General features: G+C 29.7%; 31 protein-coding genes. 11 read left to right on the top strand and 20 right to left on the bottom strand.

The window, feature by feature from the left end:
* Positions 1-442: 442 nt before the first annotated feature.
* The 8 genes from LQ673_RS00510 to LQ673_RS00475 all read right to left on the bottom strand — a co-directional run bounded on the left by LQ673_RS00510 (position 443) and on the right by LQ673_RS00475 (position 5,894).
* Positions 443-946 carry a GNAT family N-acetyltransferase gene (locus tag LQ673_RS00510; RefSeq protein WP_191836557.1) on the bottom strand — a complete coding sequence of 168 codons (504 nt, stop codon included), beginning with the start codon at positions 944-946 and terminating at the stop codon, positions 443-445.
* 12 nt (positions 947-958) lie between these two features.
* Entirely contained in the window at positions 959-1,468 is a 510-nt protein-coding gene (locus LQ673_RS00505; protein ID WP_191836556.1) for a GrpB family protein, read from the bottom strand.
* 11 nt (positions 1,469-1,479) lie between these two features.
* Complete coding sequence (locus LQ673_RS00500) at positions 1,480-1,986, bottom strand: GNAT family N-acetyltransferase (protein ID WP_191836555.1); 507 nt, start codon at positions 1,984-1,986, stop codon at positions 1,480-1,482.
* Positions 1,987-2,117: 131 nt separating this feature from the next.
* Entirely contained in the window at positions 2,118-3,317 is a 1,200-nt protein-coding gene (locus LQ673_RS00495) for a GTP-binding protein (protein ID WP_191836554.1), read from the bottom strand.
* A 48-nt stretch (positions 3,318-3,365) separates the two neighbouring features.
* On the bottom strand, positions 3,366-3,635 hold the full coding sequence (gene rpsN / locus LQ673_RS00490; protein ID WP_025904347.1) for a 30S ribosomal protein S14: 270 nt from the start codon (positions 3,633-3,635) through the stop codon (positions 3,366-3,368).
* A 275-nt stretch (positions 3,636-3,910) separates the two neighbouring features.
* The gene (locus tag LQ673_RS00485; protein ID WP_103361532.1) at positions 3,911-4,462 is read right to left on the bottom strand and encodes a hypothetical protein; all 552 of its coding nucleotides are present in this window, start codon (positions 4,460-4,462) and stop codon (positions 3,911-3,913) included.
* 241 nt (positions 4,463-4,703) lie between these two features.
* The gene (locus LQ673_RS00480; RefSeq protein ID WP_159315275.1) at positions 4,704-5,138 is read right to left on the bottom strand and encodes a pyridoxamine 5'-phosphate oxidase family protein; all 435 of its coding nucleotides are present in this window, start codon (positions 5,136-5,138) and stop codon (positions 4,704-4,706) included.
* Between the two features lie 12 nt (positions 5,139-5,150).
* Positions 5,151-5,894, bottom strand: coding sequence for a hypothetical protein (locus LQ673_RS00475; protein WP_191836553.1), 744 nt, complete (start codon positions 5,892-5,894; stop codon positions 5,151-5,153).
* A gap of 137 nt (positions 5,895-6,031) precedes the next feature.
* Here LQ673_RS00475 and LQ673_RS00470 point away from each other — a divergent pair, with 137 nt between their 5' ends.
* Positions 6,032-6,991 carry an arsenic resistance protein gene (locus LQ673_RS00470; protein ID WP_191836552.1) on the top strand — a complete coding sequence of 320 codons (960 nt, stop codon included), beginning with the start codon at positions 6,032-6,034 and terminating at the stop codon, positions 6,989-6,991.
* 51 nt (positions 6,992-7,042) lie between these two features.
* Here the strand turns inward: LQ673_RS00470 and LQ673_RS00465 are convergent, their stop codons facing one another.
* The 3 genes from LQ673_RS00465 to LQ673_RS00455 form a co-directional block, all read right to left on the bottom strand.
* Positions 7,043-8,032: a LysM peptidoglycan-binding domain-containing protein gene (locus LQ673_RS00465; RefSeq protein WP_126476623.1), complete on the bottom strand. Its 990-nt coding sequence runs from the start codon at positions 8,030-8,032 to the stop codon at positions 7,043-7,045.
* Positions 8,033-8,168: 136 nt separating this feature from the next.
* Complete coding sequence (locus LQ673_RS00460) at positions 8,169-8,546, bottom strand: YxeA family protein (protein WP_159315279.1); 378 nt, start codon at positions 8,544-8,546, stop codon at positions 8,169-8,171.
* 210 nt (positions 8,547-8,756) lie between these two features.
* Positions 8,757-9,296: a 2'-5' RNA ligase family protein gene (locus tag LQ673_RS00455; protein ID WP_159315280.1), complete on the bottom strand. Its 540-nt coding sequence runs from the start codon at positions 9,294-9,296 to the stop codon at positions 8,757-8,759.
* A gap of 232 nt (positions 9,297-9,528) precedes the next feature.
* Between LQ673_RS00455 and LQ673_RS00450 the strand changes: the two genes are divergently transcribed.
* The 4 genes from LQ673_RS00450 to LQ673_RS00435 all read left to right on the top strand — a co-directional run bounded on the left by LQ673_RS00450 (position 9,529) and on the right by LQ673_RS00435 (position 12,026).
* A complete protein-coding gene (locus tag LQ673_RS00450; protein ID WP_191836551.1) occupies positions 9,529-10,068 on the top strand; it encodes a GNAT family N-acetyltransferase in 540 nt (179 codons plus the stop codon).
* A 116-nt stretch (positions 10,069-10,184) separates the two neighbouring features.
* A complete protein-coding gene (locus tag LQ673_RS00445; RefSeq protein WP_126476625.1) occupies positions 10,185-11,444 on the top strand; it encodes a Y-family DNA polymerase in 1,260 nt (419 codons plus the stop codon).
* 19 nt (positions 11,445-11,463) lie between these two features.
* Positions 11,464-11,658, top strand: coding sequence for a hypothetical protein (locus LQ673_RS00440; RefSeq protein ID WP_191836550.1), 195 nt, complete (start codon positions 11,464-11,466; stop codon positions 11,656-11,658).
* Between the two features lie 119 nt (positions 11,659-11,777).
* Positions 11,778-12,026: a GlsB/YeaQ/YmgE family stress response membrane protein gene (locus tag LQ673_RS00435; protein ID WP_025904335.1), complete on the top strand. Its 249-nt coding sequence runs from the start codon at positions 11,778-11,780 to the stop codon at positions 12,024-12,026.
* A 1,173-nt stretch (positions 12,027-13,199) separates the two neighbouring features.
* Here the strand turns inward: LQ673_RS00435 and LQ673_RS00430 are convergent.
* The 7 genes from LQ673_RS00430 to LQ673_RS00400 all read right to left on the bottom strand — a co-directional run bounded on the left by LQ673_RS00430 (position 13,200) and on the right by LQ673_RS00400 (position 18,402).
* Positions 13,200-14,597: an MFS transporter gene (locus LQ673_RS00430; RefSeq protein WP_025904835.1), complete on the bottom strand. Its 1,398-nt coding sequence runs from the start codon at positions 14,595-14,597 to the stop codon at positions 13,200-13,202.
* 170 nt (positions 14,598-14,767) lie between these two features.
* Positions 14,768-15,688 (bottom strand): AEC family transporter, encoded by a 921-nt coding sequence (locus LQ673_RS00425; RefSeq protein ID WP_037588786.1) that lies wholly within the window; start codon positions 15,686-15,688, stop codon positions 14,768-14,770.
* A gap of 143 nt (positions 15,689-15,831) precedes the next feature.
* Entirely contained in the window at positions 15,832-16,425 is a 594-nt protein-coding gene (locus tag LQ673_RS00420) for a histidine phosphatase family protein (protein WP_191836549.1), read from the bottom strand.
* Positions 16,426-16,660: 235 nt separating this feature from the next.
* Entirely contained in the window at positions 16,661-16,741 is an 81-nt protein-coding gene (locus LQ673_RS00415; RefSeq protein ID WP_126476718.1) for a type I toxin-antitoxin system Fst family toxin, read from the bottom strand.
* Between the two features lie 18 nt (positions 16,742-16,759).
* Complete coding sequence (locus tag LQ673_RS00410) at positions 16,760-17,689, bottom strand: thermonuclease family protein (protein ID WP_191836570.1); 930 nt, start codon at positions 17,687-17,689, stop codon at positions 16,760-16,762.
* Between the two features lie 180 nt (positions 17,690-17,869).
* Positions 17,870-18,028, bottom strand: a complete 159-nt coding sequence (locus tag LQ673_RS00405; RefSeq protein ID WP_159315288.1) for a hypothetical protein — start codon at positions 18,026-18,028, stop codon at positions 17,870-17,872.
* 20 nt (positions 18,029-18,048) lie between these two features.
* Positions 18,049-18,402: a hypothetical protein gene (locus LQ673_RS00400; protein WP_191836307.1), complete on the bottom strand. Its 354-nt coding sequence runs from the start codon at positions 18,400-18,402 to the stop codon at positions 18,049-18,051.
* 248 nt (positions 18,403-18,650) lie between these two features.
* Here LQ673_RS00400 and LQ673_RS00395 point away from each other — a divergent pair, with 248 nt between their 5' ends.
* Entirely contained in the window at positions 18,651-19,271 is a 621-nt protein-coding gene (locus tag LQ673_RS00395) for a LysE family translocator (protein ID WP_037588780.1), read from the top strand.
* A gap of 66 nt (positions 19,272-19,337) precedes the next feature.
* Here the strand turns inward: LQ673_RS00395 and LQ673_RS00390 are convergent, their stop codons facing one another.
* On the bottom strand, positions 19,338-19,904 hold the full coding sequence (locus tag LQ673_RS00390; protein ID WP_191836308.1) for a hypothetical protein: 567 nt from the start codon (positions 19,902-19,904) through the stop codon (positions 19,338-19,340).
* 599 nt (positions 19,905-20,503) lie between these two features.
* Positions 20,504-22,444: a CDP-glycerol glycerophosphotransferase family protein gene (locus LQ673_RS00385; protein WP_191836309.1), complete on the bottom strand. Its 1,941-nt coding sequence runs from the start codon at positions 22,442-22,444 to the stop codon at positions 20,504-20,506.
* Between the two features lie 224 nt (positions 22,445-22,668).
* Between LQ673_RS00385 and LQ673_RS00380 the strand changes: the two genes are divergently transcribed.
* The 5 genes from LQ673_RS00380 (at position 22,669) to LQ673_RS00360 (ending at position 25,941) form a co-directional block, all read left to right on the top strand.
* On the top strand, positions 22,669-22,929 hold the full coding sequence (locus LQ673_RS00380; RefSeq protein WP_191836310.1) for a hypothetical protein: 261 nt from the start codon (positions 22,669-22,671) through the stop codon (positions 22,927-22,929).
* 357 nt (positions 22,930-23,286) lie between these two features.
* Complete coding sequence (locus tag LQ673_RS00375) at positions 23,287-23,709, top strand: hypothetical protein (RefSeq protein ID WP_126476632.1); 423 nt, start codon at positions 23,287-23,289, stop codon at positions 23,707-23,709.
* Between the two features lie 175 nt (positions 23,710-23,884).
* Positions 23,885-24,319 carry a MarR family winged helix-turn-helix transcriptional regulator gene (locus tag LQ673_RS00370; RefSeq protein WP_191836311.1) on the top strand — a complete coding sequence of 145 codons (435 nt, stop codon included), beginning with the start codon at positions 23,885-23,887 and terminating at the stop codon, positions 24,317-24,319.
* Positions 24,320-24,323: 4 nt separating this feature from the next.
* Entirely contained in the window at positions 24,324-25,349 is a 1,026-nt protein-coding gene (locus LQ673_RS00365) for a threonine aldolase family protein (RefSeq protein WP_191836312.1), read from the top strand.
* A gap of 94 nt (positions 25,350-25,443) precedes the next feature.
* Positions 25,444-25,941: a GNAT family N-acetyltransferase gene (locus LQ673_RS00360; protein ID WP_191836313.1), complete on the top strand. Its 498-nt coding sequence runs from the start codon at positions 25,444-25,446 to the stop codon at positions 25,939-25,941.
* Positions 25,942-26,217 lie beyond the last annotated feature (276 nt).

Here is a 26,217-nt window from a genome sequence, read left to right as displayed (position 1 = left end):
CAAATCAATCCCCTTTTCTTGTTTGATAATGTTTAATTGTGTTTATTCTATCATAATATTTTGAATATTCAATTGATTATGTTCGATTAATTTAATATAGCAACAATAACGAACTGTTACGTAGTGTGTAGAAGCGGAGAAAATGAAAAAAGCTGAATCGTCTTATGGACAATTCAGCTTTTTACAATTTTCGGGCCGATAAATTATTTTATCGACCTGGTAATCCCGTTTTCGGGTCGCTATTTTTTTATCGGACTGGTAATCTCGTTTCTGGACCGATAATTATTTTTATCGGTCCATATTTTTCATTTCTGGACCGATAATTTTTCGTATCGGTCCATATTTCTTATTTCTGGACCGGTAATTTATTTTATCCGTCTATATTTCTCATTTCTGGACCGGTAAATTTTTTTATCGGTCCATATTTCTCGATCCATTCTCTTCACTCTATTTCATATCTCATCATGTCTTCATCATAATAATCTTTTCCATCTAATATTGCATTAGGTTCAGTAGCATATTTGTCAAATCCGACTTTATTATAAAATTCTACTGCGCGTTGATTATTAGAAAGGACACTTAAATCAATATATTTTAAACCTGTTAACTTGGATGCTTCAATAATCAATTTATTGACTACTTTCTCAGCAATACCTGTACCTCGATAATCAGGATGACAATACATCGCCACTAAATTTCCTTTATGATGCATCTTCTTAACCGCTTCTCTATAAAAAGTAGCTACACAAACTAGGTTATCATCTTCAAAACCACCTATTGTAAATTTTGTATCACTACATTCTAATCGCTGTTCAAATTTATTAACTGGATAGTTTATTTCAATATCATATAAAGACGCAAATGCAGATGGATCTGTCTGCAAACTTAGTAACCTAAGACTTCTAAATGCATTTACATCATTTTTATTTAGTAACCTTACTTCCATCCCACCACTCCTTTATTTTCCTTTATACCACCTGATTGCTTGTTGTTCTAAATTTTTAACATATGATTTTTTTGCTTTACTATAACTAGCTGTTTCATTATATTCTTCAGCTAATTTTGCTTTATAGTTACTATATTCTATAGCCATTTCTCTATTTTCTCTTAGATAATCTCGTAATATTAAATGTCTGTCTATTTCAGGGTTACTTTGTTCATAAATATGTATATGATGTGTTCGATTAATTCCTCCCTTTCGAATGAGTCTTCTTCCTTTTATTCCCCATTCTCCAGCCAAATCGTAACCTCTACTCAAAAACTCATCATCAAATAAATCAATTTTTTCTATATTATTTACAATTACCATCATATCTATAACTGGTTTTGCTTTCATACCTTCAATTGATGTACTACCAAAGTGTTCAAACCTAATAACTTCATCTTCTAATATAGATTTAATTATTCTACATTCTTCTAAATACATATTTCTCCAATCTTTATTAAAATCACTCAACCTTACTTCCATCCCACCACTCCTTATTCACTAAAGTAATACACGTTGCCTTCTCCGTCGTAATTATCTAGTTCTGGGTTATGTTTGAATTCTAATTTTTCTGCTGTCTTTATTGAAGGTGTGTTTTCTTTTTTAGTTAATGCTACGATTTTATATTGGTTATTTGTTAATTCTTTGACGTGCTCGATTATTTTTCTACTTGCTTCTGATACGAGTCCTTGTTTTGTTTCTGCAGCTTCAATTCGATAGTAAATATTCAAATATGTTTGTCCTAATATTTCTTTATACTGCAACCCACATACGCCAAACGGGAGATAGTGATCTTTCTTAATCAAGACGTAATATCCAAATCCATGGTCTTCATAATGTTTAATCCATTGATCTAATGTTTCTCTAAAAGCTTCTATTGTTGTTGCTGGACCTGCTGGGTTGTATTTTTGATTTGCAGGATCATGATGGACTTCAAATAATTTTTCAAGATATGTATATGCTGGGGGTACGAGTTTAATTCTTTCCGTTTCTAATATCATTGTAATGACTCCTTTTTAGTTACAATTTAGTTATTTAATATCATAACATTAAGCATCTCATATTGGGAGGTCGTAGATATTTTTATGCATACAAAAAAGCATGAGCAGTTACTTATGCTCATGCTTTTAACTTATACTGTTGATAGTTGCCATTGGTAAGGTTCTTTTAACTTTGTCCAATCTGCATCGATTTCTTCTGAATTCAATAAGCATTGATCTAATGCTTTTGTAATTTCTTCTTTATTTAAGTCACTACCGATAATGACAAATTGTGTTTCTCTGTCGCCATATTCTGGATCCCAATCAGCTTTAATTTCTGGTCTAGATGCAAAGATTTCTTGTTTCGCTTCTTCTTTCATTGCATCAACCCAGAATGTAATTGGATGAATATTTACAAAAGAACCTGCCTGAGAAAATAGACATGCTACGTGATTATATTGAGCTAACCACACGATACCTTTAGCTCTTATAATATTCGTTGGCATATTTTCCATCCATTGATTAAATCTTTCTGCATGAAATGGCAGTCTTCTCTTGTAGACAAATGATGATATACCATATTCTTCAGTTTCTGGCGTATGATGCGCATGACCACCTTCTGTTAGTTCTTTAATCCACCCAGCTGATTGACTTGCATCTTCAAAATTAAATAAACCTGTATTGAGCACTTCTTGAAGCGGCACATCTGCATAACTCGTCTTGATAAATTTCGCTTTAGGCTGTAATTTTTTCAAAACGATTTCCAATTGCTTTAAATCCTTTTCGTCTACTAAATCAGCTTTATTTAATATAAGTACATCACAAAATTCAATTTGGTCAATCAACAAGTCTGAAATAGAACGTTCATCCTCTTCACTGACACCTTGGTCTCTATCTTTCAACAAATCCTCAGAATACATATCATGTACAAATCTATGTGCATCTACAACTGTAACCATCGTATCTAAACGACATATACTAGTTAAATCAATGCCTAATTCATCATCTATATATGAGAAAGTTTGGGCAACAGGTACCGGCTCTGAAATACCAGTTGATTCTATTACGATTTGATCGACATCTCCTCGTTTAGCTATCTTTTCGACTTCTATTAATAAGTCTTCTCTTAAAGTACAGCAAATACAGCCATTCGATAATTCTACTAATTTTTCGTCAGTTCGTGAAATACCTCCGCCTTGTATGACTAAATCTTTATCTATATTAATTTCACTCATATCATTTACAATGACTGCAATTTTTAATCCTTCTCTATTTTTCAAAATATTATTGAGCAGTGTTGTCTTTCCAGATCCTAAATAACCACTCAACACTGTAACTGGTATTTTATTCAACACATTTCCCCTACCTTCTATCTATTTATCCCATATAAACAAAAAATCTTACCAACTTGATTTTTTCAATCCAGGTATTTGACCTTTATGTGCGTATTCTCTTAAAGCAATTCTAGACATACCGAATTTTCTATATACACCTCTAGGTCTGCCAGTCACTTGGCATCTACGCGTAATACGTGTAGGAGAAGCGTCTCTCGGTAATTTTTTCAAACCTTCGTAATCTTTATTAGCTTTTAATTCTTCACGTTTTTCACGGTATTTTTCAACCATTTGAATTCTTTTTTGTTCTTTTGCTATTTTTGACTTCTTCGCCATTTTATATACTCCTTTTACATTTAAAATTTTTGAAATAAATCATTAGATATAAAGAGTGAGACGGCAATTGAAGTCTCACTCTTTTGAAATCGTATATTAAGTAAGTAAAGTAGCCATCTCATTTCCGGAGGTAAATCGTAATGACTACGTTTTAACTATAATACATGAATTTTTATTTGGCAAGAGCAAATTTTTATTTTTCATTTAGAATTGATAATGACAATCGAAAAAATAGAGCCTAAGACAACGTAATGTGTCTTAGACTCTGCTTATCTCTATTCAACTTTCCATACATTAAATCCATGTAATTGGCTGTTTGCATCATATTTCAAATCTTCTTTACCATAAAAAGTATAGCTCTCGCCTTCTTCAAGTTTTTTATGATCATAATCTATAATATAATATGACACTTTATCGTCCCCACTACCTTTTGTAACTTCAACGATTTTATCACCAGCTTCACTATGGCTAATTTTCTCAACCTTAGCATTTGTGATTTTTAACAATTCGTTATGGCTATATGTTTCATTATTATACTTGTCATAATTAATCTCTTTAGAATGGTTCATTTTTTTCTGAACATATTCATTCGCTTGTGCTTCTGCTACGTGATCATCGAACTTAATTTTTGAATGATTATCTTGGACAGGTTCAGTTGAAACAATTCCAACAGCACAACCTAAAGTTAAAAAGAATAATATAATGGTACTTAGCAACGGAATCCTGAACCTAGTATCTCTAATCGCTTTAACAACCGTCGTGCCTAACATCACAATAAAAGCTATTAATACTACAACTCCAATAACGCTAAATATAAAACTTTCCATTTTCATTACTCCCTTGATTTATTCACTATCATATTTGTACATAATAGAACATCTCAGCTAATATTTCATCTATTTTGTTTCAGTTTTCGAAATAAATCAATATTATGCTAAAGTATGAAAGCGTTAACCTGGTTGCTATAAAAAGGATAGGTGAATTTTAAATTTTTTTGTTGAAAAGTCTTTGTTATTCTTTAAAATTAATATCTTCCAACACTTTTTCCACCGCTTCTTCTTGTAATTATTAGTATGATTGGTCTCTTGCTACTATTGTTTGATATTCAAATCTAATCAATACATAATCAGTATTACCAAGTACTGATTTAAATCTCGGATGCCAGTTATTTTCTTCACCCATATATTTATGGAATAATTTTTTTATAATCTTATTATCTGCCTTTTCTAAGTATGCATTACCTCTAAATCCTATATGCTTAACAATTCCTTTTGTTACATCATATTCTACAATGCCTATTGCACATTTCCCATTTTCTTCTATTCTCTTTGGAAAAGAATCCGTCTTATAGTTTCCAATAAACCATAATGATTTATTATCCCAAATGAACCATACTGGAGATTCTCTTGGCTCACATTTTTCTACAGTAGATAAATGGGCAAATAAAGGTTTCGACAACACTTCTTCACATAATAATCTTTGTTGCTCTGTCAAACTATCCATTATCTCACTCCCTTATTTCCTAAATAGGTATTCACTTAATTTTTGTTTTTTTCCTTCTTTATTCCATTGTTGATATTCTTTGATCACCTTATGGATGTTGCCTTCATAGTAGTTTTCAACTAAATCAACTATTGCTAAAAAGCTTTTCCAGTAATGAAACATGACATATGCATTATCATTACTTTTATAAATTTCATATGTGAATGATTCTAAATTATTTTCATCATATTTTGATTTGTAATAATTAAATAATTCTGTTTCATACTGTACGATTTCTTTAAATTCTTTGTCATTATATAAATAATACCTTGGTAAGAAAGTAACCAATCCTTCTTCAAACCACAAGTCATCTGATGTTAAGTCAAGATCATCAAATTCTGTTAAAAAGAAGTCGCAATGGTGCGTAATTTCATGACCTAATATGCATAATATTTCTTTTTCTAAATAGTTATTAAATATGTTTTGAGTCGTTTCTGACATGTCACTTTTGATTTGACCATTTAAAAAGGTCATCCAACTTTCTTTTTCAATATTCATAAATATACCTTTTTCATTTGTAAACGCTGGTACCTTCTTCTTAAATACGTGTGTCATTACATAATCACTTGTCCATATGACGTGTTCTGGCATGTCATTTAATTCGTAATCTTTTTTCAGAATATCAATATAATTTTCAATTTTATCTATAAAATATTTTGCTGTTTTTCGAGTTTCTTCCATATCATTTAGTTCATCCATCATAAAAATAGATTTCATGTGTCTATCCCCTTACAAATATCAATAAATATAGTATTAGTAATCATATTATAACAATATTCATTATCTTTTTATTCAATTGAATTAATTTCTACTTCATACTATGATTTATATTAAGCGATTTACAGGAGGTTATGATGTCGTACTTGAAATCTTTTTTAGAGGATAAACAAATTTATATATATCTTTTATTTATTATGATGGGCGTAGGTTTCGGTTTATTGTTTGACCATGCTAGTCTTATTTTTGAACCTTTTATTTCTATTTTAATTGCGATTCTATTGTTTAGTATGTTTGCGCAAATTCCTTTTTTATCTTTACGTCAAAAGGTATCAAATTTTAAATTTCTTGTAGCACTTATTATTTCTAATTTTATCTTTATTCCTATTCTTGTTTTTCTAATTGTCACAGCATTTCATATTACTTCTACACCGCTTCTAATCGGCATTTACTTAGTTTTACTGACACCTTGTATTGATTATGTGATTGTTTTTACGAAGTTAGGTCATGGAAATGAAAGCTTTATGTTGATTGCTACACCTATTTTATTTATTCTACAAATCATCTTATTACCGATATATTTTCTTATATTTTTAAACCAAGATTTCTCGGATTACATAGATTTTATACCTTTTCTAAAGACTTTTGTATACCTTATTCTAGTACCTTTATTCATAGCAATTTTCATGCAGATTTTAAGTAAAAAGTCCGATGCTATGTCGAACATTTTATCTTTATCAGAATGGTTGCCTGTTCCTTTTATGGGACTCGTATTAATGACGGTTATAGGCTCTCAAATTTCAAAAATATTTAATGATTTACACGTCGTATGGATAGTTGTTCCTGTTTACATTTGTTTTATGATCATTGCGCCTTTTATTGGTTATCTTTCTGGTAAAATCTTTGCTTTACCTTCAGATTTAAAACGCACGATTGCTTTTAGTTCTAGCACAAGAAATGCGTTAGTTGTCTTGCCATTAGCTTTATCTCTACCAGACAAATGGTCAACAATTGTGACAACTGTTGTCGTCACACAAACACTTGTCGAGCTTATTGGTGAACTATTCTATATTAAATTGATACCTAAATTTAAATAAAGAAACACCTCTAAAGTTACAGTAACGCTTGCACTTTAGAGGTGTTTTTAATTATTTCAGTTTCAATACTTGTCCTATGCTTATATCATTTGAACTTAAATTATTTAATGATTTAAGTTTAGCTACACTTACGCCGCTTCTTTGAGAGATATTATACAACGTATCTCCAGAAACAACAGTATGTGTATCGCCTGTAATAGTGTCACTTGTTTCATTTAAATCATTATAATGCTTTTGAACGAGACTATAAAATTGATCCATATCATAGCCCCACTGACTAAAGTAATTGATTGGATCTGTATGGTCTGTTCCACCATAATACTGACTAATGGCATTGTGGCTGATAACTGTACCTGTTCCTTCATTATTATCGGCTAATGATGGTTTCAGTCCATTTTTGTGTAACATTTTCGCAGTTAAATATGCTTGATTATTGACTGATTTCGCAAACTGGTCAAATGTACTAGATTGAGCCAATTCTATTTGATAGAAATATGGATTAGCTTTTGCGCCTGCACCCCAAGCTAAATAATCACTAGATGCTGTTTGAACAATTTTACTACTACTTGCATAAGCATGAACAAACGCACTTTCATAATTGTTATACATGTAATTGATTTCTTCATCTATTGTGCTATCAGGATTAGCTGTTTCATGAATAATCACACCGATAAACTTATCTGATTTATAGTCATATTTCGGCAAACTATCCATTCTAGAATCTTGTGTAATTGTGGACGGCTTAATATTATTTTTAGCAATATAATTATTAACATCTTGATAAGCTTCATTTGTATGTTGATTGGATTCTATTTCTGTAGAATTTTCTTCTGCATCTTTATTATGTAATTTGAGATCTTCATCCGTTAACAAGCCTGTTAATTCTTTCGGGTTCATCTTTTGTGCTTGTTCAAAACTAATCGATTTGCTTGTGTTCGCTGTTTGTTCACTTTGATGTTCTTCTGCATTGATATATCCAACAGATTGAGCAAATAATACACTTGTCGTCAAAATTATTGCTGTTCCAAACTTGTACTTCATAATAATCCCCCTTATATTTTATTTTTATATTGTATTACAAACTATAATTAATTAATATACTTGAAGAATATTTCGTTATATTAAATATTTATTACAAGTAAAAAAAGAACGAGATAATTTGATTATCTCGTTCCCTCTATTCTATAGCGTTTAGAGCTTTCTTTGGTATTTCACTTTTATCAACTTCTTCAAATGATTCCACATGTGTCCCTTTATGCTTAATTTTTAAATAGTGATTTGTTTTAAGCTCATCTGATGATATAAATTCCACCTTCGTACGTTTACCATCTTCATCTACAATATCTTGCTTATATCTTCTAATATTATGTTCTTCAACAGCATCAGGTAGCTTTGTCTTTACATAAGCGTATTTCTCTTTCATAAATGGATTTAATTGATCTGATACACCTTTAATCTCACTTGAGCCAGATGTACTAAATATAACGATTAATAAACAACAACATAAAATGACAAATATAATTAGAAAAACAATACCTTTTAATAAACCTTTCAATGTTATCTCTCCTTTCAAGTAAAATGATAGCATCATCTCACTTGAAATAGTCCTAACATTGTTGTCACAACAGGCTTCTAAGCTTACAATTTTGTAAGATTAAGTCTCTCTTATTAAAACACACCTAATATATTCTGACATAATGAGCACCTCTCTTTTTTATATTTTATAATTAGTAAATTTAGATTCTAAAAAATGTATTTATCAATTTTAATCTTTCAATCCAACTTTCTTTAGGCGAACATACTTATTATTTACATATTTATAAATATAAACCTCATTCACTTGAAATGGTTTAAATATATCTTTCTGATTCAATTCTTTTTCCATGTTCAACAAATTATTTATATTATTTCCAGTACTAATGTCATCTCCATAACTTTGTTTACCAACAGTTAAATGTGGTACATATAAATCCCCTTCAAAATACTTTTGTTGCATTTCCTTTGTAACATTTAATAATCCCACTATTTGTTGATGTAAGTCATGAATTTCTAATGAATCAAATGACACGTATAATACTTCTTTACCAAAATAATCTGTTTGTTTTGGTGTTACAGTAAATTTAGAAGTATGATTAATCAAATTAGTAATATCTTCTATCCAATTTTCATCTATTGTTAAATTACTTTGAGCTTTTAAAGTAATATGTGGTTCTACACCTATTCTATCCATATATTGATGTTGTAAGTTAAGTACCGTACTATACATAGGTTCAGGTGGTACAATTCCAATAAAATATTTACTCATCATATCCCTCTTTTGTTAGTAAATTAATGTATCTATTAATACTAGCTTAAATCAGAGCAATTGTTCAAATTCATTTCTCGTAACATATTCTGACATAATGAGCACCTCTCTTTTTTATATTTTATAATTAGTGAATATAATTGTCAAAAACTGTAAAACTGAAATAAGTATAATTTTTCCAATTCACATGATAAAATAATTTTAATTATTTTATACAGAACTGAGGGATAACATGGGTAAAAATCGCGAATTACGTATTAGACCTATTAAATTAGAAGATTTAAATAGTATATGGCAGATGGCTTTTAAAGATTCAAATCCTGAATGGAAGTTATGGGATGCGCCTTATTTTCCTCACCATGCTATGTCGTATGATGATTTTTTACTTCAAAAAGATGATTGGATCAATGTTCCGAATAGATGGGCTGTGATATACAACAACGAAGTTATTGGTACAGTCTCTTATTATTGGGAACATGAACCTTCTAAATGGCTAGAGATGGGTATTTCAATCTATCAGTGTGATAATTGGGGTAAAGGCATTGGCACTAATGTCATGCGTATGTGGATTGATCATTTATTCAATACTTTAGATATTGTTCGCGTTGGTTATACAACTTGGTCAGGAAATAAAGGGATGATCAAAATTGGAGAACGTCTTGGTATGACGATGGAAGCTAGAATTAGAAAAGTAAGATATTATAACGGGACTTATTACGACTCTATTAGAATGGGGCTTTTACGAGAAGAATGGCAAGATTTAAAGTCTTAATCTAATACGTCATAATCATCATATGATAATATATTGTGCTTTTACACAAGTTTATACTTTACAAAATAGAACGTATGTTCGTATAATAAAAGTACAATATGACTAGGGTGATTTTTATGTATGACTACAGTTATTGTCTAAATCGGGATATTTTATGTGTGGATTTAAAGAGTTTCTTTGCGTCTGTTTCATGTATTGAAAAAGGTTTGAACCCGCTAACGACTAAGCTAGCTGTTGTGGCTGATACGAAGCGTAAAGGTTCTGTTGTCCTGGCAGCTACACCACCTTTAAAAGCAATTGGCATTAAAACAGGTTCTCGTTTATATGAAATACCTCAACGTAAAGATATCTATGTTATTAATCCATCTATGAAGAAATATATGCAATTATCAACACAGATTAGCAAAATTGCTTTGGATTATGTTGCTCCTGAAGATTTTCATCAATACAGTATAGATGAATTCTTTATGGATGTATCAGAGTCTTATCATTTATTTGCGCATTCTCCCTTTTCATTAGCGATGCAACTTCAAGAGCGTATATTTAATTATACTCAAATTCGTAGCACGATTGGCATTGGATCTAATTTATTACTCGCTAAACTTTCAATGGATATTGATGCTAAGCATACAAGTCTTGGGATATCGGAATGGCGCTATGAAGATGTGCCGTCTAAAGTTTGGTCCATTCAACCTTTACGAGACATGTGGGGAATCAATCGACGTACAGAAGCTAAGCTTAATAAGAAAGGGATATTTACAATTGGTCACTTAGCTAACTATCCTGTGGAATATTTGAAGCGGGACTTTGGCGTTATTGGTGTTGACCTTCATTTGCATGCTAATGGTATTGATGAAAGTGTCATTAGAAATCCTCATCGTATATATGATAAATCTCTAGGTAAGTCGCAAATACTTATGCGTGATTACAGTATGAATGAACTTAAGACTGTATTAAATGAACAAGTAGATGAAGTTTATTTCCGTTCTAGAAAGCTCAATTTATACCCTACACGTATTAGCGTGAGTGTCGGTTATGCAGACGTTGGAGGCGTGCGGAAGCAATTTACAAATAAAACGGGATTCATGAATACTTATGTTATCACACAATTATTATGGGATTATTTATCTCAACGATTAGAACCGGACAGACTTTATAGAACGATTGCTATATCATTTGGTAAATTTATTCCGAACCAAATTAAGCAACTATCTTTATTCGATGATCCATATCAAATTAAGACAGAGACACTCGAAAATCATTTAGATTTTATACGTATGAAATATGGCAAAGATGTTGTGATGCGTGGTTCAAGCCTATTAAATAGTGGTACATTATTAGAAAGAAAAGACTTAATCGCAGGTCATAAAGCTTAATATTTATGGAGTGTATAGTATGAAAGAACTTAATATAAACTGGGAATCAGATTTTATTGAATACCAAACTTTATTATATAGTGGTGTCGATCCAGAATGGTTCTATGCCTGTATTAGAAATGATGTTTTAGTACCAGCATATACAGGACAAGGCAAACAATATTTTTGGACTAAAGATATCCTGAAAGCTCATAAAATAATACCAATATTTTAAAAAACCAACTATTTACTACAATTATTGTTTAATTTTACCAATTATTTTCTTTATAAGTGTTTAACGAATCTTCACATTGGATATATATAAAGAAGTGTAAAAATAGGAGGTAATTATATATGGGCTTTATATTAATGTTAATCGTCGGCGGTTTAATCGGCTGGCTAGCAGGTGTTATTTTAGGTAAAGATATTCCAGGCGGTATTATTGGTAATATTATCGCAGGTATTATCGGTTCAGCAATTGGTGGTAAATTATTAGGAGATATGGGACCAGTCATAGGTGGAATTGCAATTATTCCAGCATTAATCGGTTCAATCATCTTAATCTTAGTACTTTCATTCATTTTAAAAGCAATTAAAAAATAGAAAGTACAATAAATATAAAGAAGCATATCACTTAATTGATTTTGTGATATGCTTCTTTTTTGATACAGATATATTTACAAATAAAAGCACCACACAAATTTGTGCGGTGCTTATGTCATATACGAATAAATATTTTCAAAACCACTCTAGGTAAATAGCTTTGTAATAATAAAATACCCGACGTATATAAACTCTAAACATTATTTTAATAATAATCTAAAGAAATTCATGATTCTTTAACGTTTATTAGAACCTTTACTAAAAAGATTTCTTATAAGTCTCATAATTAATACTGTACCAACATATCTTAAAATACGTTTTACTATGTTTCCCATCCTTATCAGCTCCTCTTACAATATATCATTTACTATTACTACTTCACTACTTTACCCAATTAAGTCTTTCATTACACATATAAAAAATTTCTTAGTCCCGTTCCTGCAAGGATGACTAGAGTTGAAAAAGCTTAGTACAAGCGCATTTCAATTCAGTTATCTACTGTCAAGATACTACAAGAGACTGAGACATTATATTATGTCCCAGTCTTTTTATAAGGAAAAATCAATATTAGCGTGAGCTTCTATGTTGCTTGTTTGATCAGTCTTGCAATATACAAGGCGACTATTTATCTTGTTTGGCTAGTCTTGATAAATACAACGCTCCTATTTATCTTGTTTGGCTAGTCTTGATAAATACAGGGCGACTATTTATCTTGTTTGGCTAGTCTTGATAAATACAACGCTCCTATTTATCTTGTTTGGCTAGTCTTGATAAATACAGAGCTTCTATTTATCTTGTTTGGCCAGTCTTGATAAATACGAAGCTCCTATTTATCTTGTTTCACCAGTCTTGATAAATACAAGGCCGCTATTTATCTTGTTTGGGTAGTCTTGCAACATAGGAGGAGTCTATGTTGCTTGTTTGATCAATCTAGCAATATTCAGACCTCCAACATTGCTAGTCACCCTTCACTAGCAATATTCAGTCCTCCAACATTGCTAGTCACGTCTCACTTGCAATATTCACACCTCCAACATTGCTTGTCGCGCCTCACTTGCAATATTCAGCCCTCCAACATTGCTTGTCACACCTCACTTGCAATGTTGACCCTCATATTTCTATAAATATGAAAAAGAGTCTGGAACATTTCTGTACCAGACTCTTTAATATAAATTATGATTTTGTACTTTCGTTATGCCACCATAATGAATCTTTCGGATTTTCTACAGCATGAACAAATTCTTTTTTCGATGCTACAGTTGGATAAGAACCTTTTAATGATTTTTTAGAAGTATCTTCAAATAATGTTAAGACAACAATCAGACCAATAATACTCACACCTAATAAATAGAATGCAGGTGCTAAATTATTACCTGTCACGTGTACTAACCATGAAGCTACTAATGGTGTTGTACCACCAAATAACGAAACTGAAATATTAAATGTCCATGATAATGTTCTGTAACGAATATCTGTATGGAACAATGTTGGTAATGACCCTGGCATTGTACCTTCGTAAACTGATAATACGATACCTAGCAATAGTAATCCAAGGAATAAGAATCCTAGTCCACCAATGTTTAAGAATTGGAATGAAACAACAGATACTAATATACCTAAGATTAGACCGAAAGAAATCACTTTCTTATTACCTATTTTGTCACCAAGTCTACCAAATGTAAGTGCGAACGGTACCATAATCAGTAATACAACCGCTGTTATCGGTGTACTAATACGATCACTAATACCAACCGTTTCATCTAGGTATGATGGCATGTAACCTAATAATACATAGTTTGTAATGTTGAAGAAGGCTACAAACACAATACATAATAAGATATCTTTTTTATATTGTTTTATAATTTCAATAACGCTTAGTTGATCTTTTTGATCAGCGATATCATTTTCAAAAATTGGTGTTTCTTCTAAATGCGTTCTCAAATAAAGACCAATCAATCCAATTGGTGCACTTAAGAAGAATGGAATTCTCCAACCCCAAGAATTCATTTGAGCATCTGATAATGTCCAGAATAATACTGTAACAAGGATAGATGCCACAATGTAACCAGATAAAGTACCGATTTCTAAACCACTACCTAATCTAATTCTTTTATTATCCGGTGAAGACTCTGCGATATAAACCATCGCACCAGCATATTCCCCACCTACTGAGAAACCTTGTAAAATACGAGCTAGCAATAATAAAATTGGTGCCCAAACTCCGATTTGATCATATGTAGGTAATAGTCCAATAATCAAAGTAGAAATTGCCATCATTATAATTGTAAATGTTAAGACAACTTTTCTACCTAGCTTGTCACCTATTTTACCAAAGACGATTCCGCCCACTGGTCTAAGTAAGAATGCTATCGCAAATGTTGCAAAAGTGAAAATTAATTTTAATTCATCATTTTGAACTGGACTGAAGAAATTCTTACTAATGATAACTGCAAGGTAAGAATATAGTGCAAAGTCAAACCATTCCATTGCATTACCAATACCAGTAGCAAACACACTTTTCTTTGCCATACCGATATCTACGACGTTGATTTTCTTTTTATTAAACTTCAAACGTATACAGCTCCTTTTCATGTTTAAAGAGTATACGCTCACTTTTTTATAGTGTCAACTTAATATTTAAATATAATAATATACACTTTTCATCTAATGGTATACAAATAAAAAATGTCCACGCTTACATATTAGTAAGCACGGACATTATAAATTTAAACGATATTCACTTAAGTAAATAGTATATATGAAAAATAAATGACGATTGAAACTGTGACTGAACTTAATAATGTAGAGAATAATACAATTTGAGCATGTAGTTCTGGTTCCACATCATATTCAAAAGCAATTGTTGATGTATTTCTTGAAGTTGGAAATGCACTAGCTATAAATAACGATTGTGCAATAACACCATCAATATGGAATATATAAATTAAACTAAGTGCAATAAGTGGTCCAATTATCAACCTACCAATCAACGATCCCATAATCGCTCTATGCAATAATTTCAATTTAATATGCGCTAATTGAGCACCCAATAAAATTAAAGCAATTGGCGCAAAACTATCTGAAATTTGATGGATAGGAATAAGAAACACTTGAGATAATTTAATATGCCCTACTTGAAATATAATCCCTAAAATCAGTGCGTGAAAAACAGGTAGCTTCAAAAAAGAAATGACAATATCTTTTAAACTTTTAGTAGTGGAAAGTAAATTATACATACCATAAGAATACGTAAGTAGATTTTGGAAAATAAGCACGAAGATTTGTACCGCAACACCAATAGGATTTTGACTAAAGATTAACTGACTGACCGGCAAACCATAGTTCCCAGAATTCATTAAAGAGATACTATTCTTTAAAGCAGCACTCTCACCTTTTTGAAGATTCAATACTTTAGCAAATAAATTACCAATTAAAATCATCACTATACTATAAGCTACAATATAGTATAGAACCTTTAACAACAAATCCATCTGAATCGTAATATCATAAATATTCGCAAAAACCGCAACAGGCATTAAACAATAAGTAATAAGTGTAGAAAAATGTTTTAAATTAAATGCAAACTTTCTTTGCAATAAAAACCCAACAAAAATTAAAATAAGAAGCGGTAATAACACTTCCGTTAAAATGAAAACAAACATAATATCCTCTTTCTCTCTATATTTCCTTTATATTCAAACTATCACAAATAAATCATAATAAATATGACTAATTTAGTATTTTGAATGATAAGTTTAAGTTATGAGTATAGAAATATAGATAACTAAAGCTTAGGTAGTTTTATTTATATCTCACCAATTTTCTTATATTGAGACAAGTGATTCACTTGATTACATTCTAATATTTCTACTTTATCGTCTGATATTTTTAACGACGATATGCTACCGTTTGTAAGTTTAATTTTTCCTGTCCCTGTTTCTCCATTTGAATAATGATATAATATGGCATTAATGAAGGCGCCATGAGATACAACTACTACATTTTGATTTGGATATTTTTCATGTATTTCAGACAATCCATTTAAAATTCTACGCTCAATGCTAGACCCATCTTCACTATTAGGATAAATTCGATCTGGGAATCGTTCGAGTCTTTCAGCTAGCGTCAAACCTTCAGCATCACCAAACGATAATTCAATAAACGCTTCTCTTTCAATCAGATCTACATTCAATTGTTCTTGAACAATTTCAGCAGTTTTTTTAGCTCTTTTTAAAGGACTCGTAATAATCACATCAATTTCTTTATCCTTTAAAGCTGCTCCACTTTCCTTTGCTTGTAATTCGCCATTATGATTCAAAGGAATATCCGTTCTACCTTGCGTTCTACCTTCCAAATTCCAATCCGTTTCACCATGTCTTAAAAAATATACATTTGTCATCATTCAAACCTCACATTAAATAATTTAAAATCTATTGTATCACTTATAACGGTACATAACACGCTAAATTTCAGTATATATACATTGAAAATTGTGAAGAAAACTTTTGAATTGAACTTAACAATATTGTATAATATTTCCATACAATACAACCATGTTAGCTTCCATCATGGACAACACCAAACCCCCTTATTTTCGGAGAATAAGGGGGTTTTTTAGTGTGGTTAGTCACCTATTATTTTTTGTTCTGTTTGCGTAACCAATTCGCAAATAAAGCAACAATACAACCACTTATAATGGTTGAAACTATAATAATTACTAATTTAAACGCTAATTAATTTACTTCACATGCAAAGTTATCTTTGTCTCTATCTAGTTTACCATTGTATGCTGGATGTGTACTAGGTACGCCATTGGGATATACTTTTCTAAGTGCTGTACAATTTGGATAATATTCTGATCCTGCATTTTGAGAAGAATTATTTGGTGTTTGTGTTGCAGAATTTCCTGCTCCGTTTGAACTTTGAGTATTATTTGATGCTGGTTGTTCAGTTGTGGATTGTTGTGTGCTTGCTTGATTATCTTCAAATGCACTTCCTAAACTCCAAATGCCTAATTTTTCTTCTTTGGCTTTTTCTTGTGCACTTTCTAATTTATCTAAGTATCTTGTACTTGGTGGATATACATATGCTACTTTAGCTAATCCTTCTCTCACTAATATTTCATTAAGCATTTTACCGTCTACATATATGTATGCTAAATAACGTTGATATTTATCTGTTTGTCCACCTACATCAAACTCTACTTCGATTTTATTTGCATTTGTTAACAATTCTTTCGTTCTATCTGATGCTTCTTGTCCAAATGGTTGCTTACCTAGTCTTGGGTGTTTCGTTTCAGGTGTATCAATTAGTAAAAACCTAAATGATTGTTGGCTGCCATTATAAATAAATTTCGCAGTATCTCCATCAACAGTACCCGCTAATTCAACTGGAATTCTGTCAGTTGTACCTGGTTTATATGATTTTTCTTGCGTATCATTTTGAGTAGTTTTCTCATTATAATTAGAATTTTTCTCGGAAGTCTCTATTTTTTCCTTTAGCTTTTTATTTGTCTCTTCTAATTCTTTTTGTTTGCTTTTTAATGCTATATTCTCTTGTTTTACGTTATCATCTTCACTATTATCAGTACTTACATTACTACAACCACTAGCAATAGTTGCTAGGAATAAAATACTTACACATAACAATATAATCTTTTTCATAACACTTACTCCTACTTAAATATTCACTTGTTAATTATACTAAATTCACAAAAATTTATCGTATGTTTTTATTATCTTGTTCGATTAAATTACCTTAAAAGATTATATTTACAACATGTATAAATAAAAATTGTTCAATGGATTCAAACCAAAAAAAATAAAAACACCTTTACGATGTTTTTAGTCAAATAATCGAAATATCATTCTAAATATCCAGCCTATAGCTCTTGGAATTGTAACAAATATTGCTCTGATAATATCTCCAATATAAAAGAACCCTTCTAAATAATCCCCAAAAGATAATTTATCAGCTTTATGTTTTTTATTTTCTTTACCCATATGACGCCTCCTATCTTAATTTATAAATGTACAGAAGCAAATTCAACTAGATAATTGATACCTTTTATAAATATATAAAATGCATAAGCCATAGTGCCTAAAATAAATAAAGCAGACATTATTTTAATTTTTTCTCCCTTTTCTCTATAAACGATATGGACGATAATAAACAATGTCATTAAAGAAAGATAAGCAAAAGCCACTGCAGTTAACATACCTACCGTATTCCGCTTCACATGAAAGTGACTCGTAATCCATGAATCATAAAATGCATCTCTAATACCAAGATGCCCTGTATAAAGATCAAAGCCTATTCCTAGTAATATCAGTAAACCTTCAACAATAAATGCCATCAACAATAAGAATGCTTTCATTTAATCACCTTTAGTATTTTAATTAATTCCATAATTAATAAATAACATTTGTTATGAATAATAGTAATATACTTATGAAATAAGGGCAACATGTCTTAACACATTGCCCATGAAAATTTCATATAACTCTTCTAAAACACCCTTTAAATTCAGTGAAAAATACCACTTAATTATAAAATAGTATAGTTATTTTAATATTTCTTTGTTATATTATTTAAAACAAATCATCAATAAGAGGTGTTGCATATATGGATAATTGGTTAAGTTTCGTAGTTATTGCATTAATGATCATTATTATTCCAGGACCAGATTTCTTCATTGTATTGAATAATACTTTAAAAGGAAATGCTAAAAATGGCATTATGGCTGGCTTAGGAATATCGAGTGCACATGTTTTTTATTCAGCTTTAGCAGCATTTGGATTAATTTTTATATTAACAACTTCGTATTATGTTTTTAGTGCTATCAAAATATTAGGTTCTGTTTATATTGCTTATTTAGGTGTTAAGACCATTTTAAATGCTAAAAAGACTTTTAACATTACAACTGAACCAACAATACAATCTAATATTAGTCTGACTTCATCGTATAAACAAGGATTTTTAAGTACAATGTTTAATCCGAAAGCAATACTATTTTATGTGAGTATATTACCTCAATTTATTACAAAACAAGACGGATCAATGACAATAATCATTCTATCCTCTTTATTTATCATCACAGTATTTGTGTGGTTCTTTATCTGTAGCTTTCTATTTAATTACATAAGACAATTATTTAATAATCACAAATTTAAATCCATCCTCGACTATGCAATAGGCACCGTCTTAATCGGTTTAGCCATCAGTATATTTAGATTGGAGAAATAATTAAAGTCCTGGCTAATTAAATAGCTAGGACTTTTTGTTAATCAGATATTTATAAAAATTTATTTTTTAATTTGTTGGTTGACCAAATTCACTTCTTTGAGCATCTATTAAAATTTGAGTTGCTTCTTCTTGTCTTCTAATACTTTCTTCTTCAGAAATTACACCATTATCTCTGTCTTCCATTGCTTTCATTTCCATTTCATACTTTTGTTTTCCAGCTTCTTCAATAGCTGGTGTTCTGCATGGTTCTGGTATTTCAGGATAGGCATTAGCACAAAAGTCATTCAATTCATTAGCTTGATTATTCTGATTCTGAGAAACTTGCTCTTGTTCAACCGGCTGTTCGACACTTTGTTGTTCTTGAAGTGGTTGTTCTGAAGTATTTACTTCTTCTGTTACTTGTTGCTCATTAGTTATATTATCTTCAGTAGTCTCTTCTTCTGTTTTAGGTTCTGATTCCTTAGTTGCTTCTTTATCTTTTGAATCATTTTTTTCTTTATCTTCTTTTTTAGTTTCTTTCTTGTCTTTTTTCTCATCTTTTGGTGCAGGATCTAAAATTGATTCTTCTTTTTTCTCTCCACATGCTCCTAATACTAGTAATAATGATAATAATAAAACAATTAGCTTTTTCATATTTCTCCCCCTTATATAAATATAATATTATTAATTTGATTATAATCTAATTACACTTGATTAGTATAGACTTTTTATATTTATTTTTGAGCGGAAAATTCTATTTACTCTTCTACACCTTCAACCTATCATTTGAAATAGACAACATAAATGAAATATGTTAATTTATATATAGAAAAAGGGTGACACACATATTGTGTATCACCCAAGTGAGCCCGTTAAAAAGACGGTGACTTTGTATAAATGCTTAAATAACCATCAAACTCGGTCAAAGTTAGTGATGGTTATTTTTTTTGGTTTTCTTTAATCATGACTAAAGCAATGACAGTAAAGACTATCATTAAAATCTCATAGTCAGACATGTTATTCCTTTCTAGGAGTAACAACTATAACCATAGGCATCACCCCTTTATAAGAGATTAGCCACCATCTATCTAACTTGATCATTTTTAATTAAATTTAGCATAATATTGTCTATAAATAAATGCTGCATTTAGCTGTAATTTAAGCACCTAATCAACTTGATTTTCAAATACAGTTATTGCCTTTAAAAAGTCCTAACTAATCAAATTAGCTAGGACTTTTTCTTAACCTCTGTGTTAAAACTTTCTATTCAAATTAAAATAACTTAACATCTCTTCTGCTATCCTTTTACATGCTTTTTTATCTGAATACTTATATATTTTATCTAAATTATTTTTATGTTCTTTATACATTGAAGTATTTATTAATTCACTCATTAACTCATCTTGAGTAGTTATCACTTTACCTGGCAATAAGTCAGTTGTTTCTTCCACAAAATCATCACCTAATATTTCTTTAGGTCTATAATATAATACCTTTTTATGCATTAAAGCAAAATCTAATCCAACACTAGAATAATCTGTTATCAAAACCTGATACTCAGCTAATAAATCTTTAACATCATGATCACGTTCTGAAAGAATTTCAATATACTCCGAAGAAAAAAGTTTATTAAATACTTGGAAGTTACGATGCAAATATAAAGATACTTTATATCCTTTTTCCTCAATTAATTCATAAATCTTAGGGTTATTGATTAATGTTTGAAATTCTTTATAATATTTTGATTCCATGAATTTTTCATCAGAGAATGTATGCATCCCTGTTCTCCAAGTAGGCATGATCAAGATTTTATTCTTATTTTTAAATTTTTTATATTTGTCTTTTCTAGTTTTAATAACTTCATCAAATCTTGGTAACCCGGTCAATATTATTTCATTATTTTCAAAACCATAATCTTTATGGACCAATTCTCTTTCTCTATTAGAAGAAACTACAAATAAGTCTGCGATTTTATCGTTAGGTTTTCTACCATAAATTGAACTTACATCTTTTGAACCAATAATGCCATGTTGCAGAAATACCCTATTCTTTTGATTTATCATTTGTTCTGTTTTATTAGTAGCAAATGGTAACACATATCCTGCCGAGTGAGAATGACAAATAACGCTTGCATTATATGCAATTGCTAAATTCTCTTTAGATTTGTAATAAATAACATGATTTTCATATCCTTTTAAATTTTCTAAATCATTACTTGCTGAACTGATCAAATAATAAATGTTTAATTTTTTGCCATATTTTTTTACTAACCATTTAAAAAATATAAGACCATTTTCCTGAGCTTTTTCTGGATACTCTAAGCAAACAATACTTTCTTTGTTATTGTCTCTTTGCATTACTGATCCTGAAATATAGTATTGATATGTATCTTTTGGAACTGGAATAAGCCTCATTGAAAGATTTCCATATATCGTGGGGTATGGTCTACAAAGCAACATAAACGTATCGCTAAATTCTAGCCAATTTCCGTCATTAATGAGATATTTATTTTGCTGTGAAAATTTTAATCTAGCATAATATTTGGATATCAACATTTCGTCAATTTGATAATTTATACTTATATCATATATATCTGAATTATATTTATAAAAAGGCACATCCCCCATAAATAAATATTCTAATTCCTCTAACTTAATCTCAAGTTGAGCTGTAACTTTAAAAGTATTCATATTTTGATTAATATCTATTATTTTTCCATTAACTATAATTTCAATATCTTTATTTCTTACTTTTATTTTGCCTTCAATATAAGTAGGCTTATAGTTGTAACATTCAAAACTCATTTTCATTATTAATTGATTATTAACAACATTTACATCTTCTAATACACCATTTTTATTGTAGAAGTTTAATAATGCTGGCCTTTTATTATATATCACAGCAATTTTATTTTCTTTAGTTATATATATGTAATAAGTAGCTTTCTTTTTCTTAATCGATGTATGTCCAAATTTATGTATTTCATTATTTACAATTATATCTTCATCATGTTGACTTTTAAAAAATAAAGGCTGATTTTTTTCCTTTAATAATTCTTGTAGGTCTTCAAATTTAATCACTATTTTGCCGTTTACGGAATCAAATGACTTATTAATGCCATTGTTTGATAATTTTATTTGTGATTCTTTTAGATTTTCAATCACAAAACATTCATTTTCTACTTTAATCTCCAATTATTTATCCCCTTTTCTTTTTATAATTCTAACAATTGAATTGTAGATATAAAATCATATGAATTAATAAATTATTACTATTAATTTGATTATAATCTAATTAAGCTCGAACAGTATATGTTGTTTGTATTTATTTTATAAAAAGTCCCAACTAATCAAATTAGCTAGGACTTTTAAAAGCGTACAAGTGCAATTTATACTGTCATTTGAAATAGACAACACAAATGAATGCGACAATATTAAAAGATACTGATTTTAAAGATAATAACATTCTTTTAACACTAGAACATATCAAGTCTGAAACGATTGATGGTATAAATCATTTGTTCTTCAACATGATTGTTACTTATGAAAAAAGTAGTATAGAAAAAGAAATTATTTTATTTGAAGACGATATCTTAGACTCAGATATTAATAATTTTACCAATGATTCCCCAGACTATTTCTTTAATGAACCAGATTTTTGGTTTACAATTATTCAATAGAATCCTTTAATTAAAGAATTTGGATTTAAGCTTTTTAAATAAAACTACTACACCTAAAATTATTACTACCACTATAATTAGTGAAATTGGTCCTCCTACACCTATTAGCATATTGCACCTCCTAAAACGATTTTGAATTTTATATCAAAATACTCAATTATTAGTATTATCTCATTCATTGTAAATATTTTACATAATCTCAATTTTATTATAATATGAATCAATAAATTTTAATAGTTATAGTTAGCAAAGCTATATCTAAAAGCTCACACAAAAAACACGTAACATTATTGGTAGAAATGTATACAATTTTATACAAAAAAACGATCATATATATCAAATGGGTGAATCAAATCAATGAAAAGTATTAACATTTTATTAAATTTATTACCAACTGAATTGCAAAGAATGTTAGAAAACGAAGATATGCATAATATTTTAATATATTTTATGTCAAACGATATTTCAGATGAAAAATTGGCATTTTATTTATCTAATCTTGCTAATCAAGTTAATACAATTGAATATCATGAAATGGCTGCTAGCCTCTACCATTTTCATTTTAATTATATAGATGGTGCTTATGATTTAGCTTATTATCATTATTGGCAGTCGTTAGAGATTTCACAATTTAAAAATCAAAATCTGTTAAATGAGTTTTTAAAAATTCTTGATGAACCAGATTTTGATATGATTACAAATGAGAATATAAAATTTGTTGCCAATAAAGCTCTTGAAAAAGATTCTAAAAATAAGCTAGCAATTAAATATGCTAATTAATCCCTCTTTCAATCATGATGATTATAAGAGGGATTTGTTTTTATGAAAGATTGGTATTTAGGAACTATGCTCTCTGTTAAAGTACTCTAGTGATCCCAATATAATAGTTGACAAAATCAACTATTAATTTTATGCTTAGATAGTTTCATAATACAACTATTAAGGAGTGGACGTTTTGGCTATCAAAGATATTAGACATTTTAATCGTTACTACACTAGAATCCTAGGGATATTCGATAATAATGTATTTAAACTCAAATATTCATTAATTGAAATGAGAACTTTAGGTGAAATTGGCAGACACGATAAAGTTACTGCTCAATCTCTTTGTAAAATACTTAATATTGATAAAAGTTACTTAAGTAGAATTGTTAATAAGCTTATAAAAGAAAACTTAGTTTATAGAGAACGTAGTGAACAAGATAATAGATATTTTTACCTTTCATTAACAAATGAAGGTGTGAAATTAAATGAGTATGTTGAGAAAGCGTCAGATGATAAGATTCAAGAACTTATAAAGGACTTAGATGATGCCGAAATTAAAGAACTTCAAGATTCAATGAATAAGATTGAAAATATTTTAAATAAACACATTAAATTGGAGGAATAATTAAATGATTTCTTTTGAAAATGATTATTTAGCTGGTGCGCATGAGAAGGTTTTACAAAGATTAATCGATACTAATTATGTACAAGAATCTGGTTATGGAAATGATCAATTTACGGCAGAAGCTAAAGATAAAATTAAAGAAGTTATAAAATCTCCAAATGCTTCTATATATTTCTTGGTAGGTGGCACTCAAACCAATCAAGTCGTTATCAATTCAGTACTTAAACCATATGAAGGTGTCATTGCTGCTGATACTGGGCACATTAGTACTCACGAAGCTGGCGCAATTGAGCATAGCGGACATAAAATTTTAACACTTCCTTCAACTCTTGGCAAAATTTCGTCTCAACAAGTAAATGACTATATTGAGACTTTTTATGAAGATGCCAATCATGAACATATGGTATACCCAGGAATGGTGTATATCTCATACCCTACCGAATATGGCACATTATATAGTAAACAAGAACTCACTGAGTTATCCAACGTTTGTAAATCTTACGACATACCATTATATATAGACGGTGCTCGCTTAGGATATGGATTAGCAAGTGACGAAGCAGATTTAACAATTGAGGATATAGCTAACATTGCGGATATCTTTTATATTGGCGGGACTAAAATAGGTGCACTATGTGGTGAAGCTATAATATTCACAAATCAATACGAACCTAAACACTTTACGACATTGATCAAACAACATGGCGCATTGTTAGCAAAAAGTAGATTAATAGGCGTACAATTTACTGAACTGTTTACTAATAATTTATATATGGAAATTAGTAAACATGCGATAGATATGGCATTAAAATTAAAACAAGCCTTTATTAATAAAGGGTACCAGTTATACCTAGACTCACCTACAAATCAGCAATTTTTTGTAATGCACAATGACAAGATCAAAGAGCTAAGTCAACATGTTAAATTCTCACAATGGGAAAAATATGATCATAACCATAAAATAGTCCGCTTCGCTACAAGTTGGTCTACAACTGAAAATGATATAGCTACATTAATAGAATACATTTAAATAATGATAATCCCCAAAAATAATTTCACTATATATTTGCTAATGATTATATTCATTCGTTAAACTAGAAATAGAAAAATATAGGAGTGTAATTATGAAACTTAGAGCACTAGAAGTTAGTGATTTACCATTTGTCCATAAATTGAACAATGAATATTCAATTATGTCTTATTGGTTTGAAGAGCCTTACGAATCTTTAACGGAACTTCAATATTTATTTGATAAGCATTTATTAGACGAATCAGAAAGACGGTTTATTGTAGAAGATGGGAATCAAGTTGTGGGAATAGTAGAATTAGTTGAAATTAATTATATTCATCGTAATTGTGAAATTCAAATAATTATTAAACCAGAATTTAATGGTAAAGGGTATGCTAAATTTGCTTTCGAAAAAGCAACAAGCTATGCATTTGATATATTAAACATGCATAAGATCTATTTATATGTTGATACAGATAATGAAAAAGCAGTTCATATATACGAATCTCAAGGTTTTAATATCGAAGGATTACTTAAAGAACAATTTTATACAAAAGGTAAATACAAAGATGCATATATTATGGCATTATTAAAACATGAATATATTTCGTAGCAACATATGTTTCGTTATAGATAATCATAATGAACAATATGTACGTATAGCAGAAAATTAAAGTTTATAATTCTTTTTATCGAAATATTTGTGTTAAATATAATTGTAAGGCCAACCCCCTCTCACCCATTGCGGTTGAGAGGGGGTTTACTATACTAAATTTAACTGTAAATTCATCATACTTTAAATAGTTTATAAATATCTACATCCAACATATCCATATTTATTATTGACATAAGTATAAATAAAAGATACTATTTGTACTAATCCTTAGTA

Source organism: Mammaliicoccus sp. O-M54 (assembly GCF_022386035.1).
Lineage (GTDB): Bacteria > Bacillota > Bacilli > Staphylococcales > Staphylococcaceae > Mammaliicoccus > Mammaliicoccus sciuri_A.
This window is presented reverse-complemented; position numbering and strand designations above follow the sequence as displayed.

Coding starts and splice junctions, on each gene's coding strand:
- LQ673_RS00510 (WP_191836557.1), bottom strand. CDS start 946: ATGGAAGTAAGGTTACTAAATAAAAATGATGTAAATGCATTTAGAAGT.
- LQ673_RS00505 (WP_191836556.1), bottom strand. CDS start 1,468: ATGGAAGTAAGGTTGAGTGATTTTAATAAAGATTGGAGAAATATGTAT.
- LQ673_RS00500 (WP_191836555.1), bottom strand. CDS start 1,986: ATGATATTAGAAACGGAAAGAATTAAACTCGTACCCCCAGCATATACA.
- rpsN (WP_025904347.1), bottom strand. CDS start 3,635: ATGGCGAAGAAGTCAAAAATAGCAAAAGAACAAAAAAGAATTCAAATG.
- LQ673_RS00485 (WP_103361532.1), bottom strand. CDS start 4,462: ATGGAAAGTTTTATATTTAGCGTTATTGGAGTTGTAGTATTAATAGCT.
- LQ673_RS00480 (WP_159315275.1), bottom strand. CDS start 5,138: ATGGATAGTTTGACAGAGCAACAAAGATTATTATGTGAAGAAGTGTTG.
- LQ673_RS00475 (WP_191836553.1), bottom strand. CDS start 5,894: ATGAAATCTATTTTTATGATGGATGAACTAAATGATATGGAAGAAACT.
- LQ673_RS00470 (WP_191836552.1), top strand. CDS start 6,032: ATGTCGTACTTGAAATCTTTTTTAGAGGATAAACAAATTTATATATAT.
- LQ673_RS00465 (WP_126476623.1), bottom strand. CDS start 8,032: ATGAAGTACAAGTTTGGAACAGCAATAATTTTGACGACAAGTGTATTA.
- LQ673_RS00455 (WP_159315280.1), bottom strand. CDS start 9,296: ATGAGTAAATATTTTATTGGAATTGTACCACCTGAACCTATGTATAGT.
- LQ673_RS00450 (WP_191836551.1), top strand. CDS start 9,529: ATGGGTAAAAATCGCGAATTACGTATTAGACCTATTAAATTAGAAGAT.
- LQ673_RS00445 (WP_126476625.1), top strand. CDS start 10,185: ATGTATGACTACAGTTATTGTCTAAATCGGGATATTTTATGTGTGGAT.
- LQ673_RS00440 (WP_191836550.1), top strand. CDS start 11,464: ATGAAAGAACTTAATATAAACTGGGAATCAGATTTTATTGAATACCAA.
- LQ673_RS00435 (WP_025904335.1), top strand. CDS start 11,778: ATGGGCTTTATATTAATGTTAATCGTCGGCGGTTTAATCGGCTGGCTA.
- LQ673_RS00425 (WP_037588786.1), bottom strand. CDS start 15,688: ATGTTTGTTTTCATTTTAACGGAAGTGTTATTACCGCTTCTTATTTTA.
- LQ673_RS00420 (WP_191836549.1), bottom strand. CDS start 16,425: ATGACAAATGTATATTTTTTAAGACATGGTGAAACGGATTGGAATTTG.
- LQ673_RS00410 (WP_191836570.1), bottom strand. CDS start 17,689: ATGAAAAAGATTATATTGTTATGTGTAAGTATTTTATTCCTAGCAACT.
- LQ673_RS00405 (WP_159315288.1), bottom strand. CDS start 18,028: ATGGGTAAAGAAAATAAAAAACATAAAGCTGATAAATTATCTTTTGGG.
- LQ673_RS00400 (WP_191836307.1), bottom strand. CDS start 18,402: ATGAAAGCATTCTTATTGTTGATGGCATTTATTGTTGAAGGTTTACTG.
- LQ673_RS00395 (WP_037588780.1), top strand. CDS start 18,651: ATGGATAATTGGTTAAGTTTCGTAGTTATTGCATTAATGATCATTATT.
- LQ673_RS00390 (WP_191836308.1), bottom strand. CDS start 19,904: ATGAAAAAGCTAATTGTTTTATTATTATCATTATTACTAGTATTAGGA.
- LQ673_RS00380 (WP_191836310.1), top strand. CDS start 22,669: ATGAATGCGACAATATTAAAAGATACTGATTTTAAAGATAATAACATT.
- LQ673_RS00375 (WP_126476632.1), top strand. CDS start 23,287: ATGAAAAGTATTAACATTTTATTAAATTTATTACCAACTGAATTGCAA.
- LQ673_RS00365 (WP_191836312.1), top strand. CDS start 24,324: ATGATTTCTTTTGAAAATGATTATTTAGCTGGTGCGCATGAGAAGGTT.
- LQ673_RS00360 (WP_191836313.1), top strand. CDS start 25,444: ATGAAACTTAGAGCACTAGAAGTTAGTGATTTACCATTTGTCCATAAA.